The sequence below is a fragment of the Pseudomonas sp. BCRC 81390 genome (assembly GCF_030341915.1).
Classification (GTDB): Bacteria; Pseudomonadota; Gammaproteobacteria; order Pseudomonadales; family Pseudomonadaceae; genus Aquipseudomonas.
The window spans coordinates 22,164-36,946 of sequence record NZ_JATAAG010000004.1; the positions used below are offsets into that span (position 1 = coordinate 22,164).

General features: G+C 63.3%; 11 protein-coding genes and 1 tRNA gene. 8 read left to right on the forward strand and 4 right to left on the reverse strand.

Features of this window, described 5'->3' with window-relative positions:
• Window positions 1-148 precede the first annotated feature (148 nt).
• The 7 genes from fdnG to QSV36_RS01845 all read left to right on the forward strand — a co-directional run bounded on the left by fdnG (window position 149) and on the right by QSV36_RS01845 (window position 9,354).
• Complete coding sequence (fdnG, locus tag QSV36_RS01815; RefSeq protein ID WP_289129241.1) at window positions 149-3,217, forward strand: formate dehydrogenase-N subunit alpha; 3,069 nt, start codon at window positions 149-151, stop codon at window positions 3,215-3,217.
• Window positions 3,217-4,167, forward strand: coding sequence for a formate dehydrogenase subunit beta (gene fdxH / locus QSV36_RS01820; RefSeq protein ID WP_289129243.1), 951 nt, complete (start codon window positions 3,217-3,219; stop codon window positions 4,165-4,167). Before fdnG ends, fdxH begins: the two co-directional genes overlap by 1 nt.
• On the forward strand, window positions 4,164-4,820 hold the full coding sequence (locus tag QSV36_RS01825) for a formate dehydrogenase subunit gamma (RefSeq protein WP_289129247.1): 657 nt from the start codon (window positions 4,164-4,166) through the stop codon (window positions 4,818-4,820). Before fdxH ends, QSV36_RS01825 begins: the two co-directional genes overlap by 4 nt.
• Before the next feature lie 4 nt (window positions 4,821-4,824).
• Window positions 4,825-5,745, forward strand: a complete 921-nt coding sequence (gene fdhE / locus QSV36_RS01830; protein WP_289129249.1) for a formate dehydrogenase accessory protein FdhE — start codon at window positions 4,825-4,827, stop codon at window positions 5,743-5,745.
• A 160-nt stretch (window positions 5,746-5,905) separates the two neighbouring features.
• Window positions 5,906-7,333 carry an L-seryl-tRNA(Sec) selenium transferase gene (gene selA, locus QSV36_RS01835; RefSeq protein ID WP_289129251.1) on the forward strand — a complete coding sequence of 476 codons (1,428 nt, stop codon included), beginning with the start codon at window positions 5,906-5,908 and terminating at the stop codon, window positions 7,331-7,333.
• Window positions 7,330-9,252: a selenocysteine-specific translation elongation factor gene (gene selB, locus QSV36_RS01840; RefSeq protein ID WP_289129253.1), complete on the forward strand. Its 1,923-nt coding sequence runs from the start codon at window positions 7,330-7,332 to the stop codon at window positions 9,250-9,252. The genes selA and selB overlap by 4 nt, the downstream gene beginning before the upstream one ends.
• A gap of 6 nt (window positions 9,253-9,258) precedes the next feature.
• Window positions 9,259-9,354: transfer RNA gene (locus QSV36_RS01845), tRNA-Sec, on the forward strand.
• A 16-nt stretch (window positions 9,355-9,370) separates the two neighbouring features.
• Here QSV36_RS01845 and QSV36_RS01850 read toward each other — a convergent pair.
• Together QSV36_RS01850 and QSV36_RS01855 are read right to left on the reverse strand one after the other, a co-directional pair.
• Window positions 9,371-10,357 (reverse strand): asparaginase, encoded by a 987-nt coding sequence (locus QSV36_RS01850; RefSeq protein ID WP_502945622.1) that lies wholly within the window; start codon window positions 10,355-10,357, stop codon window positions 9,371-9,373.
• A 72-nt stretch (window positions 10,358-10,429) separates the two neighbouring features.
• Window positions 10,430-11,872 carry an alanine/glycine:cation symporter family protein gene (locus QSV36_RS01855; protein WP_289129258.1) on the reverse strand — a complete coding sequence of 481 codons (1,443 nt, stop codon included), beginning with the start codon at window positions 11,870-11,872 and terminating at the stop codon, window positions 10,430-10,432.
• Between the two features lie 178 nt (window positions 11,873-12,050).
• Between QSV36_RS01855 and QSV36_RS01860 the strand changes: the two genes are divergently transcribed.
• On the forward strand, window positions 12,051-12,860 hold the full coding sequence (locus QSV36_RS01860) for a helix-turn-helix domain-containing protein (RefSeq protein ID WP_289129260.1): 810 nt from the start codon (window positions 12,051-12,053) through the stop codon (window positions 12,858-12,860).
• Between the two features lie 37 nt (window positions 12,861-12,897).
• Here QSV36_RS01860 and QSV36_RS01865 read toward each other — a convergent pair whose 3' ends face one another.
• Window positions 12,898-13,683: a TSUP family transporter gene (locus QSV36_RS01865; protein ID WP_289129263.1), complete on the reverse strand. Its 786-nt coding sequence runs from the start codon at window positions 13,681-13,683 to the stop codon at window positions 12,898-12,900.
• A gap of 16 nt (window positions 13,684-13,699) precedes the next feature.
• Window positions 13,700-14,761 carry a Fe(II)-2OG oxygenase family protein gene (locus QSV36_RS01870; protein ID WP_289129266.1) on the reverse strand — a complete coding sequence of 354 codons (1,062 nt, stop codon included), beginning with the start codon at window positions 14,759-14,761 and terminating at the stop codon, window positions 13,700-13,702.
• Window positions 14,762-14,783: the final 22 nt, after the last annotated feature.

The following is a 14,783-nucleotide window of genomic DNA, read 5'->3' on the forward strand; positions in this document are numbered from 1 at the left end:
CCCGCTGCCCATTCCCTGACCCAGGTCATCGCACCTTCCCGATTCTTGGCTAGTCTTACCTGTTGGCAGCCATCAATTGGCCGCCACCGTGACTACCAAGAGGCGCCGGCCATGTTCCGTGCGTCCACCACCTGATCAGGAGTGCACGATGGACCTGAACCGTCGGCAATTCTTCAAGGTCGCCGCCGTCGGCCTTGGAGGCTCGAGCCTTGCGGCGTTGGGCATGGCCCCGACACCGGCATTCGCCGAGCAGGTGCGTCACTTCAAGCTGGCGCATACCAAAGAAACCCGTAACACCTGCCCCTACTGCTCGGTCGGCTGCGGCCTGATCATGTACAGCCAGGGCGATGCGGGCAAGAACGTCAAACAGAACATCATCCATATCGAAGGTGACGCCGACCACCCGGTCAACCGCGGCACCCTGTGCCCGAAAGGCGCCGGCCTGCTGGACTTCATCCACAGCCCGAGCCGCCTGCAGTACCCGGAGGTACGCAAGCCGGGCAGCAAGGAGTGGGTGCGGGTCAGCTGGGACCAGGCGCTCGACCGCGTCGCCGAGCTGATGAAGCAGGACCGCGATGCCAACTTCATCGAGAAGAACGCCCAGGGGCAAACGGTAAACCGCTGGCTCACCACCGGTTTTCTCGCTGCTTCCGCCGCCTCCAGCGAGGCCGGCTACCTGACCCACAAGGTCATCCGCGCAACCGGCATGCTGGGGTTCGATAACCAGGCACGTGTCTGACATGGCCCGACGGTGGCAAGTCTTGCCCCGACGTACGGCCGTGGCGCCATGACCAACCACTGGTCCGATATCGCCAACGCGAATCTGGTCCTGGTGATGGGTGGCAACGCAGCAGAAGCGCATCCGTGCGGCTTCAAATGGGTGACCGAGGCCAAGGCGCACAACAAGGCGCGGCTGATCGTTGTCGACCCACGCTTTACCCGTACCGCTTCGGTGGCGGACTACTACGCGCCAATCCGCACCGGCACCGACATCGCGTTCATGGGCGGGCTGATCAACTACCTGCTGAGCAACGACAAGATTCAGCACGAATACGTGCGCAACTACACCGACGTGTCGTTTATCGTCAAGGAAACCTATGGCTTCGAGGACGGGCTGTTCAGCGGCTACGACGAAGCCAAGCGCGTGTATGCCGACAAGTCCGGCTGGGGCTACGAACTGGGTGAGGACGGTTTTGCCAAGGTCGACCCGACCCTGCAGCACCCGCGTTGCGTGTTCCAGCTGATGAAGCAGCACTACAGCCGCTACACCCCGGAACTGGCCAGTATGACCTGTGGCATGCCGCAGGACGCCATGCTGAAGATCTGGGAAGAGATTGCCACCTGCTCGGTACCGGGCAAGACCATGACGATTCTCTACGCGCTCGGCTGGACGCAGCACTCGATCGGCGCGCAGATCATCCGCAGTGCGGCCATGGTCCAGTTGCTGCTGGGCAACGTCGGCATGCCGGGTGGCGGGGTCAACGCCTTGCGCGGGCACTCCAACATCCAGGGCCTGACCGACCTCGGTCTGCTTTCCAACTCGCTGCCGGGTTACCTGACCCTGCCCGGCGATGCCGAACAAGACTACGCCGCCTACATCGACAAGCGCGCCTCCAAGCCACTGCGCCCAGGCCAGCTGTCGTACTGGCAGAACTACGGCAAGTTCCACGTCAGCCTGATGAAGGCGTGGTATGGCGCCAATGCCACGGCAGAAAACAACTGGGGCTACGACTGGCTGCCCAAGCTCGACGTGCCAGCCTACGACGTGCTGCGCATGTTCGAGATGATGGGCCAGGGCAAGGTCAACGGCTACATGTGCCAGGGCTTCAACCCGATTGCCGCGTTGCCGGACAAGAACCGTGTGACCGCGGCCCTGGGCAAGCTCAAGTGGCTGGTGATCATGGATCCGCTGGCCACCGAGACATCGGAGTTCTGGCGCAATGCCGGGCCGTTCAACGACGTCGACACGGCCAATATCCAGACCGAAGTGATCCGCCTGCCCACCACCTGCTTCGCCGAGGAAGACGGCTCGCTGGTCAACAGCAGCCGCTGGCTGCAGTGGCACTGGAAGGGCGCCGACGGCCCGGGCGAGACCCGCACCGACGTGCAGATCATGAGCGAGCTGTTCCTGCGCCTGCGCCAACGCTACCAGGCCGAGGGCGGCACCTACCCGGACGCGCTGATGAACATCAGCTGGCCATACAAGATTCCCGAAGAGCCATCCCCGGAGGAACTGGCCAGGGAAATGAACGGCTGGGCAGTGACCGACGTCACCGACCCGACCGGCGCAGTGATCAAGGCCGGCCAGCAACTCGCGGGCTTCGGCCAACTGAAGGACGACGGCAGCACCGCGTCCGGCTGCTGGATCTTCGCCGGCTGCTGGACCGAGCAGGGCAACCAGATGGCTCGCCGCGATAACAGCGACCCGTACGGCATGCACCAGGTGCAGAACTGGGCCTGGGCCTGGCCGGCCAACCGCCGCATCCTTTACAACCGTGCCTCCAGCGACCCGCAAGGCAAGCCGTGGGACGCCGAGAACAAGCGCCTGGTATGGTGGAACGGCAAGGCCTGGACCGGCACCGACGTGCCCGACTTCAAGGTCGACTCGCCACCCGAGGCGGGGATGAACCCGTTCATCATGAACCCCGAGGGGGTGGCACGCTTCTTCGCCATCGACAAGATGGCCGAAGGGCCGTTCCCCGAGCACTACGAGCCGTTCGAGACGCCGATTGGTATCAACCCGCTGCATCCACAGAACAAGAAGGCCACCAGCAACCCGGCCGGGCGGATCTTCGATTCGGTGTGGGACACGCTCGGCAAGCATGAGGAGTTCCCGTATGCGGCGACCACCTACCGCTTGACCGAGCACTTCCACTTCTGGAGCAAGCACTGCCGGCTCAACGCCATCGCCCAGCCCGAGCAGTTTGTCGAAATCGGCGAGGTGCTGGCCAACGAGAAGGGCATCAAGGCCGGCGACCGGGTACGGGTGTCGAGCAAACGCGGGCATATCGAGGCGGTGGCGGTGGTGACCAAGCGGATTCGCCCGCTCAAGGTCAACAACCAGACCGTGCACCAGATCGGCATACCGTTGCACTGGGGCTTCACCGGGACTACGCGCCACGGCTACCTGACCAACACCCTGGTGCCGTTCCTCGGTGACGGCAACACGCAGACGCCGGAGTCCAAGTCGTTCCTCGTCAAAGTGGAGAAACTCTGATGGCCAGCCAAGACATCATTGCCCGCTCGGCCACCACCACCGTACCGCCTTCGGTACGCCAGCAGCAGGAAGTCGCCAAGCTGATCGACACCACCAAGTGCATCGGCTGCAAGGCCTGCCAGGTGGCGTGTTCGGAGTGGAACGAACTGCGTGACGAGGTCGGCCACAACCACGGCACCTACGACAACCCCCAGGACCTCACCGCCGAGACCTGGACCCTGATGCGCTTCACCGAGCACGAGCGCGACGACGGCAACCTGGAGTGGCTGATCCGCAAGGACGGCTGCATGCATTGCGCCGAACCAGGCTGCCTGAAGGCTTGCCCGAGCCCGGGGGCGATCATCAAGCATGCCAACGGCATTGTCGACTTCAACCAGGACCACTGCATTGGTTGCGGCTACTGCATCACCGGCTGCCCGTTCAACATCCCGCGAATCTCGCAAAAGGACCACAAGGCGTACAAGTGCACCTTGTGTTCCGACCGGGTGACCGTGGGCCTGGAGCCGGCCTGCGTGAAAACCTGCCCGACCGGCGCGATCGTGTTCGGCAGCAAGGACGAGATGAAGGTGCATGCCGCCGAGCGCATCGTCGACCTGCAGTCGCGGGGCTACGACAAGGCCGGGTTGTACGACCCGGACGGCGTCGGCGGTACCCACGTGATGTATGTGCTGCACCATGCCGACACGCCGAAGCTGTACGCCGGGCTGCCGGACCAGCCGGTGATCAGCCCGCTGGTAGGGCTGTGGAAGGGCATCACCAAGCCGCTGGCGCTGCTGGCCATGGGCGCGGCGGTGCTGGCCGGGTTCTTCCACTATGTGCGGGTCGGGCCACAGCGTGTGGAGGACGACGAGCACCCGGCAGCGCCCGACGAAAGCGTGCATCAGGTGGACCCGTCGGTGCATGTCTATGACCCGACCCGGCCCGGTGGCCAGGAGGAGCGGCGACCATGAACGACAACAAACCCATCCTGCGCTACAACGCCAACGAACGCAGCAACCACTGGGTCGTCGCGATCCTGTTCGTCCTTGCCGGGTTGTCCGGGCTGGCGCTGTTCCATCCGGCACTGTTCTGGCTCAGCCACTTGTTCGGTGGCGGGCCATGGACGCGTATCCTGCACCCGTTCCTGGGCGTGGCGATGTTCGTGTTCTTCCTCGGCCTGGTGCTGCGTTTCTGGCGCGCGAACTACATCACCGCCAACGATCGCCTGTGGCTGCGTCGTATCGATCGGGTCATGCTGAACAAGGAGGAGGGCGTACCGCCGATTGGCAAGTACAACGCCGGCCAGAAGCTGCTGTTCTGGACCTTGCTGGTGTGCATGTTGATCCTGTTGGTCAGCGGCGTGGTGATCTGGCGTGCCTGGTTCAGCCAGTACTTCGACATAGGCGCCATTCGCCTGGCCACCTTGCTCCATGCCCTGGCGGCGTTCGTGCTGATCCTCAGCATCATCGTGCACATCTACGCCGGCATCTGGATCAAGGGCTCGGTCGGCGCCATGCTGCATGGCTGGGTCAGCCGCCCTTGGGCGCGCAAGCATCATGAGTTGTGGTACCGCGAAGTGACCGGCGACAAGACCCCGGGCAGTCACGGACGAAAAGAAGGATGAGCGCTTGAGCACGATACTCGAACCCGGGCAGATCGAAGCATCGGCGGTGATGCCGCCGTTTCTGCATCTGCCCCCGGCCAACCTGTTCGAGCTGCGCGCCGCGCGCCTGGAACAGCTGGCCGAGGGCAATGCCCTTGGCGATTACCTGAAACTGGCGGCCCGGTTGTGTCGCATTCAGCAGCAGCTTGTGGATAACCCACCCGGTGCTATGCCGGTGGCCGAGCAGCGTCAGCGCCTGTGCATAAGTCATGGCTTGCCGCCGCTGGCGGCTGACAGCCTGGTACGTGAAGGGCCGTGGCTGGCCTGGTTGCAAGCCTTGCTTGGGCACTTCGACGCTGACACCAGCGGTCTGTTGGGGGAGGCGCTGCAAACCCTGCGTGGCAGTGGCGTCGATCAACGCAAGGGCTGGGGCATCGCCTTGCTTGCCGGCCAGTACGATGCCGTGCCTGCGGGGTTGGTGCCATTCCTCGGCGCCGCGTTGCAGGCGGCCTGGGCCAGCTGGCTGCTGGCACTGCCCGCGCCCGAACCCAAGCCTGCCGGCAGCCTGGCGCAGTGCCCGGCCTGTGGTTCACCGGCCATGGCCGGGGTGGTGCGCAACCGTGGCAAGCACAATGGCCTGCGCTACCTGGCCTGTTCGCTGTGTGCCTGTGAATGGCATGTGGTGCGGGTCAAGTGCGTGTATTGCGAGTCAAGCAAGGACTTGCGCTACACCAGCCTCGACGACGATCGCCATGCCCCGGGCAAGGCGCCGTTGCGGGCCGAGTGCTGCCCCGCGTGCAAAAGCTACTTGAAGCACAACTACCTGGAAAACGATGCGGCCGCCGAGCCCCTGGCCGACGACCTGGCCAGCCTGGCGCTGGATATGCGCCTGGACGAGGAGGGCTTCCATCGGTTGGCACCGAACCTGATGCTCTCACCCGGGTAGTGGGTGAGGGTCTACACTGCAATACCGAGTCGCCTTCTTCGCGGGTGAACCCGCTCCCACAGGTACGGCGCAGGTCGCAAAAGCTGCGCGGACCCTGCGGGAGCGGGTTTACCCGCGAAGAGGCCAGTACAGACAACGGATCAGTCCAAGGTAGTACCGCATGCCCTCCAGCCTAGCCAGCGACACCCCGCGCCTTCCCTCCATTGACACCCTTTTGCGCCACCCAGCCTGCCTCCCGCTGATCGACCGCCACGGCCGCGACGCCGTGCTGGCCACCCTGCGCCAGCTGCTCGACGACCTGCGCGACCCCGCCCGCCACGGCCAGCTCAGCGCCGCCGAGCTCGCCGCCGAGGTTCTGCTGGGCCGCGCCGGCGAACGCCTGGCCCATCAGCAGCGCAGCCAGGTCCGGCGCGTCTTCAACCTCACCGGCACCGTGCTGCACACCAACCTTGGCCGTGCCCTGCTGCCGGAAGAAGCCATCGAGGCCATGCAGACCGCCGCCCGCTACCCGCTCAACCTCGAATTCGACCTGGCCACCGGCAAGCGCGGTGACCGCGACGACCTGATCGAAGGCCTGATCCGCGAGCTGACCGGCGCCGAAGCCGTCACCGTGGTCAACAACAATGCCGCCGCCGTGCTGCTGGCGCTCAACAGCCTGGGCGCGCGCAAGGAAGGCATCATCTCCCGCGGTGAACTGATCGAGATCGGCGGCGCTTTCCGTATTCCCGACATCATGGCCCGTGCCGGCGTGAAACTGCACGAGGTCGGTACCACCAACCGCACCCACGCCCGCGATTACGAGGCCGCCATCAATCCGCGCACCGGCTTGCTGATGCGTGTGCATTGCAGCAACTACAGCATCCAGGGTTTCACCACCCAGGTCGCCACCGCCGAGCTGGCGCGCATTGCCCACCAACATGACTTGCCGCTGCTTGAAGACCTGGGCAGCGGCAGCCTGCTCGACCTGACCCGCTGGGGCCTGCCTGCCGAGCCGACCGTGCGCCAGGCCCTCGCCGACGGCGCCGATATCGTCACCTTCAGTGGCGACAAGTTGCTGGGCGGGCCGCAAGCCGGGATCATCGTCGGTCGCAAGGCGCTGATCGCCAAAATCAAGAAGAACCCGCTCAAGCGCGCGCTGCGTGTCGACAAGATCACCCTCGCGGCCCTCGAAGCGGTGCTGGCGCTGTACCGCAACCCCGACCGCCTGGCCGAACGCCTGCCCAGCCTGCGCCTGCTGACCCGCAGCCAGGCCGAGATCCAGGCCCAGGCCGAGCGCCTGGCCCCTGAGCTGAAGGCCTGCCTCGGTGAGCCATGGCAGGTCAGCGTGGCGCCGGCACTGGGCATGATCGGCAGCGGCAGCCAACCGGTAGCGCGCCTGCCGAGCGCAGCGCTGTGCCTGCGCCCGCAGGTGGCGAAAAAGCTGCGTGGGCGCAGCCTGCATGTGCTGGAGCGGGCCCTGCGTGACCTGCCGGTGCCAGTGCTCGGCCGTATTGACGACGACGCCCTGTGGCTGGACCTGCGCCAGCTGGATGACGAAGCCCAGTGGCTGGCGCAGTTGCCTGCGCTGCAATTGGGGCCGGTGCAGTGATCGTAGGTACCGCCGGCCACATCGACCACGGCAAGACCGCATTGCTGCAGGCGCTGACCGGCCAGGCCGGAGACCGGCGCCAGGAAGAGCGCGCCCGTGGCATGACCATCGATCTTGGCTACCGTTATGCGGCGCTGTCCGAGGGGGCCGCGCTGACCGGCTTCATCGACGTGCCGGGCCATGAGCGTTTCATTCACAACATGCTGGCCGGCGCCCATGGCATCGACCTGGTGCTGCTGGTGGTGGCTGCCGACGATGGGGTGATGCCGCAAACCCGCGAGCACCTGGCAATCATCGAACTGCTGGGCATTCCCCAGGCCCTGGTGGCGATCAGCAAATGCGACCGGGTTGAGCCGGCGCGCCTGGCCGAAGTGCAGGCGCAGGTCGATGCACTGTTGGCGCCGGGGCCCTATGCCGGGGCGCGGCAATTTCCGTTGTCGAGCATCACCGGCGAAGGCGTCGATGCCCTGCGCCAGGCCCTGCTGGCGGCGCAACAGCAAGTGCGCCAGCGCAGTACCCGCGGCGGTTTCCGCCTGGCCGTCGATCGTGCCTTCGCCGTTACCGGTGCGGGTTTGGTGGTGACCGGCACCGCGCTGGCCGGGCGAGTCAGTGCCGGCGAAACCTTGTTGCTGGGCAAGGCTGGCAAGCCGGTGCGGGTGCGTGGCCTGCATGCGCAGAACCAGGCCGCACTGGTCGCCGAAGCGGGCCAGCGGGTGGCGCTGAACATCGCTGCCGAACGCCTGGCGGTAGAGCAACTGCACCGCGGTGCCTGGCTGGTACCCGGGTGGCTGCATGCGCCCAGCGTGCGGGTCGATATCGAGCTGTACCTGTTGCCGGGCGAAACCCGCACCTTCGAACATTTCAGCGCCGTGCACGTGCATCTCGGCACCCAGGATGTCACCGCCCGGGTGGCGTTGCTCGAAGGTGAAACCCTGATGGCGGGCCAGCGCATGTTCGCCCAGCTATTGCTCAACGCGCCGCTGCAAGCGGTACATGGCGACCGCCTGGTGCTGCGCGACCAGCGCGCCCAGCGCACCCTGGGCGGTGGCAAGGTGCTTGACCCGTTCGCGCCAAGCCGTCAGCGCCGCAGCGAACAGCGCTTGCGGCAGCTACAGGTTCTGCGTGAGGCAGAGGACCTGGAGCAGGCTCTGCCGGCACTGCTCGCAAGCGCCCCGGGTGGTATCGACCCGCAGCGCCTGGAGCGGCAGTTCAACCGCCCGCGTGATACCTGGCAGTTGCCGGACAACGCGCGGGTGGTGGCAACGCGGCAAGGGCAACTGCTATTCGCCAACGACCAGTGGCAGGCGCTCAAGCGCCAGGTGCTTGGGCAGTTGGCGCTGTTCCACGAGCAGGAACCCGACCAACTGGGCCCGGATCGTGACCGCCTGCGCCGTTTCGCAGGGTTGCCGCTGGAGCGGCCCGCTTTCGTCAGCCTGGTGGATGAACTGCTCGATGAGGGCGCCATTGCCAGCAGCGGCCCATGGCTGCATCTGCCCCAACACAAGGTACAGTTGAGCGAAGCCGACAGTGCGTTATGGGCCCGGCTGCAACCCAGGTTGCTTGCAGGGCAATACGATCCGCCCTGGGTCCGGACGCTGGCCAGCGAGGAAAACTGTGCAGAAGCCGATGTGCGCCTGTTGCTGCGCAAGCTGGCCCGCCTGGGCCTGGTGCACCAGGTGGTACGCGACCTGTTCTACCCCGAGGCGACGCTACGGCGCATTGCAGAGCTGCTACTGGGGCAGGCCGGGGAAACGCCGATAGTGCAGGTTGCTGCGTTTCGCGATATGTTGGGCATCGGTCGCAAACGCAGTGTGCAGATTCTGGAATACTTCGACCGCATTGGCCTGACCCGCAGGGTGGCCGATCAGCGTCACATTCGCGCCGACAGCGCCCTGGCCCAACAGCAGGCCAGGCACTGAGTTCAAGGAAGGCAATCGCGCCCGGTGGCGCGGCCGGGCTTCAAACCCGGTTGGGGACGGCAGCCGTTCCCGGGCAGGTTCGACTCCCGCTGCCTTCCGCCATTTTCCTTCAGAGGGCCTAAGCCCGTTCCCCGCACAGATCCAGAGCGAACCACCGCTCTGCTGTATCGACGTCCAGGCCAGCCCCCAGCAGCGCAAGCATCTTGCCCAGCGCAGCCTCGCGGGTCATGCCGCCACCGCTGACCAGCCCGGCCCCGCGCAAGCGGTTACCGGCCGCATAGGTATCGAACACCACCGAGCCTTCCGGGCATTGGCTGATCGCAGCCAGCAACACGCCGCGCTGGCGCGCCGCGCTCAGCACATCGAGCAGTGCCTGGTCGTCCGACGGCCCGGTACCGCTGCCATAGCACTCCAGCAGCAACCCTTGCACGCCACTGTCCAGCACGGCTTGCAGATGGCAGGCCTGCAGGCCTGGGAACACCGGTATGACGGCCAGGTTGACCGCCTGGCGCGGGTGCCGGTAACCCAGCTCGGCGGGAAGCGCCGCCGCCCGCTCGCCGTCGCGATGACGCGGCAGCGCGGCAAAGGCATCGAAGGCCTCGCTGCGCAGCTTCGATGCGCGGCAGCCATGCAACAACTGGCCGTGGAAATACAACTGCACGCCATCCTGCAGGCCGTGTTCGAACTGGCGCAGCGCGCCACACAGGTTATCCCAGGCATCGCTGCCAGCCGCACCTGCCGGCAGCATCGAGCCGGTCAGCAGCACCGGCACCGGCAGGCCCAGCAACAGGAACGACAAGGCAGCAGCACTGTAGGCCAGGCTGTCGGTGCCGTGCAGTACCAGCACACCGTCGTGGCCAGCGTCCACGGCTGCGACGATGGCATCGCGCATCGCCAGCCAGTTGTGCTGTTGCATGTTGGCGCTGTCGAGCAGCGGGTTCATTTCCTGCAGGGCCCAATGCAGCTTGGGTGCATCGGCCATCTGGGCGAAATGCTCGCGCATCCGCGCTTCGAAACCACCTGCCGGCGCCAGGCCTTCGGGGGTTTCGAGCATGCCGATGGTGCCCCCGGTATAGAGGACGAGGAGATTCTTTACTGCACGCATGGAAAGCATCCGTAGCGGTGAACGGAAAAAGAAAAGCCGCCCGCGGATGGGGCGGCTTTGCAGGCCAGGATATCAGCGCTGGGTTTGCGCTTGGGCAACTGCTTTGTCAGTGGCGGTTTCCACCTGCGGATTGGCAGGCCAGGCGTTGCGGTCCAGGTCGAGGTCGGCGAATTTGGCCGAATCGAACACCGGCTGGTCGACACCCGCCTTGCGCTGATCGTCGTAGTCGCGCATGACCCGCAGGCCAACCTTGAACAGCAGGGCCAGGGCAATCAGGTTGACGAACGCCAGGCAGGTCATGGTGATGTCGGCGAAGGCGAACACAGTCGACAGGTCCTGCAGCGAACCCCATACCACCAGCGCCAGCACCAGGCCGCGGAACACCATCAGCACCACACGGTTGCGGCTGAGGAACTGCAGGCTGTTCTCGCCCAGGTAGTAGTTGTAGAGGATGCAGGTGAAGACGAACAGCGACAGCGCAACGCTGACGAACACGCGGCCCCAGTCACCGACCACGGCGGCCAGCGAGTTCTGGGTCAGGACGATACCGTCACCTTCGAAGCCAGGAGTGTAGAAGCCCGACAGCAGGATCAGCAGGGCGGTGCAGGTGCAGATCACGAAGGTGTCGAGGAACACGCTGAAAGCCTGGACCACGCCTTGGGCGCCCGGGTGTTTAACGGCGGCTACGGCGGCGACGTTCGGCGCACTGCCCAGGCCGGCTTCGTTGGCGAACACACCACGTTTCACGCCCATGACGATCGCGCTGCCGAGCAGGCCGCCGAACGCCGGGTCGAGACCGAAGGCGCTCTTGAAGATGGTTTCCAGCATGGCTGGCACGTGCTCGATCTGGGTGCCGATCACGTACAGGGTCACGCCGATGTAGGCCAGGGTCTTGATCGGTACCAGCAGGTCCGACACTGCGGCAATGCGCTTGATGCCGCCGATGAAGGTGATGGCCAGCAGCACGGCGAGGACGATGCCGGTGTGCTTGGGGTCGAAGGCGAAGGCGTTCTGCAGCGAGTGGGTCACGGTGTACGACTGCAGGCCGATGAAGGCGAAGCCGTAGGTGACCAGCAGCAGGATCGAGAACACGATGGCCATGCTTTTCAGCTTCAGGCCGTGCTGGATGTAGTAGGCCGGGCCGCCACGGTACAGGCCGTCGCCGTCGGCGCGCTTGTAGACCTGGGCCAGGGTGCATTCGAAGAAGCTGCTGGACATACCTACCAGTGCGGTAACCCACATCCAGAACACCGCGCCTGGGCCACCCAGGGTCACGGCAATACCGACACCGGCGATGTTACCGGCGCCAACACGGCCGGCCAGGCTCAGCATCAGGGCCTGGAACGAGCTCAGTTGGCCTGCCTGGCCACGCAGCGATTCTTTGAACACACTGAACATGTGAGCGAAGTGACGGAACTGGACGAACCGGGAACGGATGGTGAAGTAGCTACCCAGCCCCACGATCAGCACGATGAGCAGTTTCCCCGAGAGGAAATCGTTGAGTACTTCGAGCATTGGAAAATGACCTCGATTCTTATTGTTCGTGTGGAAGACCAGCGGACGGCAGGCGCACCGCTATTCGTTGGCGCGCATGGTTGGCCATGACAAGAGCGGTTACAATTTCGCGGGTTGCTCCAAATTGGTGCGACTTGATGCTACACTGGCGTCATTCGCGTCACCTGGGTTCCGTGTCATGAGCGATAACCTCGCTACCAACCTCAAGTTTGCCTGCAGTCACTACCGCTCTATCTCCGAAGTTTGCCGCCAGCTCTCGATCAATCGCGCCCAGTTCAACAAGTACCTGAGCGGGCAGAGCCGTCCGACGGCTTTCAACCTCAAGCGCATCGGCGATTTCTTCGGCGTCGAAGAATACGAACTGAATTTGCCGCCCGAGCAGTTCAGCCAGCTGATCGGTGCCCGCGTACCCGCTTTGGTCGAGCAGGCTGGCGATCCGATCAGCGAGCTGTTTCGCCCGTTGCACGAGCACGCCGGCAACCTGTCGCGTTATTGCGGTTATTACCTGGAGTATTCCAACTGCATGTCGGTGCCGGGCACTGTCCTGGTGTCGCTGGTGCACCTGTGGGAGGAGCGGGGGCGTTTCCTGTTCGAGCGCGAGGAACGCCAGGAGCGCTCCAGCACCATCGACCACCATGCCGAGGTGCGTTGCCGTTATCTGGGCGCGGCGTTCCAGCTGCAGGACCGGATGTTCCTGGTCGACTACGAGTCGCTGACCTTCAATGAGATGAGCCAGACCATCCTCATTCCCAGTTTCAAAAGCCGCATCACCCGCCTCAACGGCCTCAAGGCTGGCGTATCCAGCGGTGACCGGCGCAACCCGGCCTGCACCCGGGTGGTGTGGGAGTACCTCGGTGAGCAGATCAATCGCGCCAGCATCTTCCGCCAGGTGAAACTGTACCAGCCGGATGATCCGCGTATAGATGACGATATACGTGAGCGGTTGAGTGAGCGGCCGTTGCGTAACAGCCTCTTCGAGATTGAATAGATGTATTAGCTGTATCAGTTTCGTAGTTCAGCGAAGGTCAAAAGCTACCTAGCCATTCTCCCAACGGCTGTCCCTCACCAAGCAGCAACCTGATCGCCATCAGACAGCACACAGTGACCAGTAGCGGTTTGACCAGCCGCGGGCCTAGGTAAAGGGCAAAGCGTGCGCCAGCTTGAGCGCCAATGACGGCACAGGTTGCCATTGCCAGGGCCAAGGGCCAGATGATCGTCCCATCGACCGCGAAGACCGTGAGGGCACCCAGGTTGCAAGAGGCATTCAGCAGTTTACTGCTGCAGATCGCCTGCATGAGGTGCTGTCCTAGCAGAAGAGTGAAAGCAACCAGGAAGAATGATCCGGTGCCTGGGCCAAAAATACCGTCGTAGTAGCCAATCGCTGGGACAACAGTCAGTGTGAAGGTTGTACGCGGCATTCGTTGCTTGCGATCGCTGTCGCCAAGCTTCGGGCTGAACGCGAAGTAGCTAGCCACCGCAATCAGCAGAACCGGCACAGTAGATTCCAAGAGTGCTCTGTCGAGCATGCTGACCGACAGGGCGCCTGCCACACCACCGGCAAATGACAGTACGGCCGCACGCCAGTCTGTTTGCCAGTGGATCATTTGCTTGCGGGCGAACGCCCAGACGGCTGAGACACTGGCGGAAGACGCCTGAAACTTGTTAGTGGCCATCGCCGCCAGCGGATCAACGCCTGCTATGAACAGTGCTGGTAACGTGAGTAGGCCTCCGCCGCCTGCTATCGCGTCGAAAAAACCGGCGATCAAGGCGACAATTGCGAGCAGAAAAAATGTCGAGATTTCAATCTCCATTCGTATGACTCCAGAATTAGCCACGAACAACCAAAGGATCTTGTTGGATGACCAGCGGTTGGGCGTCAGGTGAATAGCCAAACAGTCGAACTAATAATCGTCGGTTATCTTTGATGGTTTCGCGGGCATGTAGGGTCTGGCTGTTATTGATTAATATTGCTGAACCGGAGTGCAGTGGGAAAGTGTAAGGTTTCGCTTCGTTTAACAGCCGAAGCAGTGAGTGAAACGCTTGCCGCGCCAACGGGCTGGCCCCATCTGTCGGAGCATGTCGGTAACTGCTGAAGCGCAGAGTGAATCCACTGTTCGGGTCAAACTGCAGTATGGATTTTTCGACCATTTTTTGGCTCTCGTCCTTGATGAAGCAGTCACTACGCGTAAATGAGAATGAATTTGAGGAAAGTGCCAGAGCTTCCAGACCGTTGAGTCTCGTAACCACATCGCGTACGGGGATCAATGTGGTTGGTTCATGCAAAGGATTCCATCTGGCGGTCAGGATCAACGCGCTTGGAGCTGGGGAGTGTGCACTTTCGGACTTGACCGAACAGTTGTAAGGTGGCTCGGTATGTGGTCCCAGCTTGAGGCCTGAATGGGAGCTGAGTTCGACTTTTTGGTTTGTGGGCTCGGCGTGAAGCAAGTTTTTTCCGCCACCCTTGAAATTCCCTACAAGCCTTACTTGCCGACTATCGTTGTCGATGTCAAAAGCGAATGAACGATAATCGACAAGGTTCAACAAGATCTGGTTTCGCGACGCCAGGTAAAGAGTGACCGGGTCGGTAATGAGAGCCTCAATTGTTAGCAGGCATTCTGGCGCCGGGTCTGAGGATAGCGCTTGCATTGCGACGAACTCGACGGCTGAAGCTTCGCCGCAGTAAAAGCAACGAAGCATATCAATCTGCCGTTCATTCATTGCGCCCTTTAAGATTTTTGCATGATGTGAGGCGATGGCTGCCGCGCCTGCGACATCCGGACCACCGACTGCGGCAGTTTGTTTTGAACCAAAATCGAGTAATCGAGATTGATGTTCGGTAAATTGAAATTTTAAAATCTGAGGCGCTTTATTCAGTTCAATGCCTGCCATTGTTATTTTCCTTGTATGTAGC

What these genes read in the sequence shown, in the direction of transcription:
- fdxH (WP_289129243.1), top strand. Translation starts at nt 3,217, where the DNA reads ATGGCCAGCCAAGACATCATTGCCCGCTCGGCCACCACCACCGTACCG.
- QSV36_RS01825 (WP_289129247.1), top strand. Translation starts at nt 4,164, where the DNA reads ATGAACGACAACAAACCCATCCTGCGCTACAACGCCAACGAACGCAGC.
- selA (WP_289129251.1), top strand. Translation starts at nt 5,906, where the DNA reads ATGCCCTCCAGCCTAGCCAGCGACACCCCGCGCCTTCCCTCCATTGAC.
- QSV36_RS01850 (WP_502945622.1), bottom strand. Translation starts at nt 10,357, where the DNA reads ATGCGTGCAGTAAAGAATCTCCTCGTCCTCTATACCGGGGGCACCATC.
- QSV36_RS01855 (WP_289129258.1), bottom strand. Translation starts at nt 11,872, where the DNA reads ATGCTCGAAGTACTCAACGATTTCCTCTCGGGGAAACTGCTCATCGTG.
- QSV36_RS01860 (WP_289129260.1), top strand. Translation starts at nt 12,051, where the DNA reads ATGAGCGATAACCTCGCTACCAACCTCAAGTTTGCCTGCAGTCACTAC.
- QSV36_RS01865 (WP_289129263.1), bottom strand. Translation starts at nt 13,683, where the DNA reads ATGGAGATTGAAATCTCGACATTTTTTCTGCTCGCAATTGTCGCCTTG.
- QSV36_RS01870 (WP_289129266.1), bottom strand. Translation starts at nt 14,761, where the DNA reads ATGGCAGGCATTGAACTGAATAAAGCGCCTCAGATTTTAAAATTTCAA.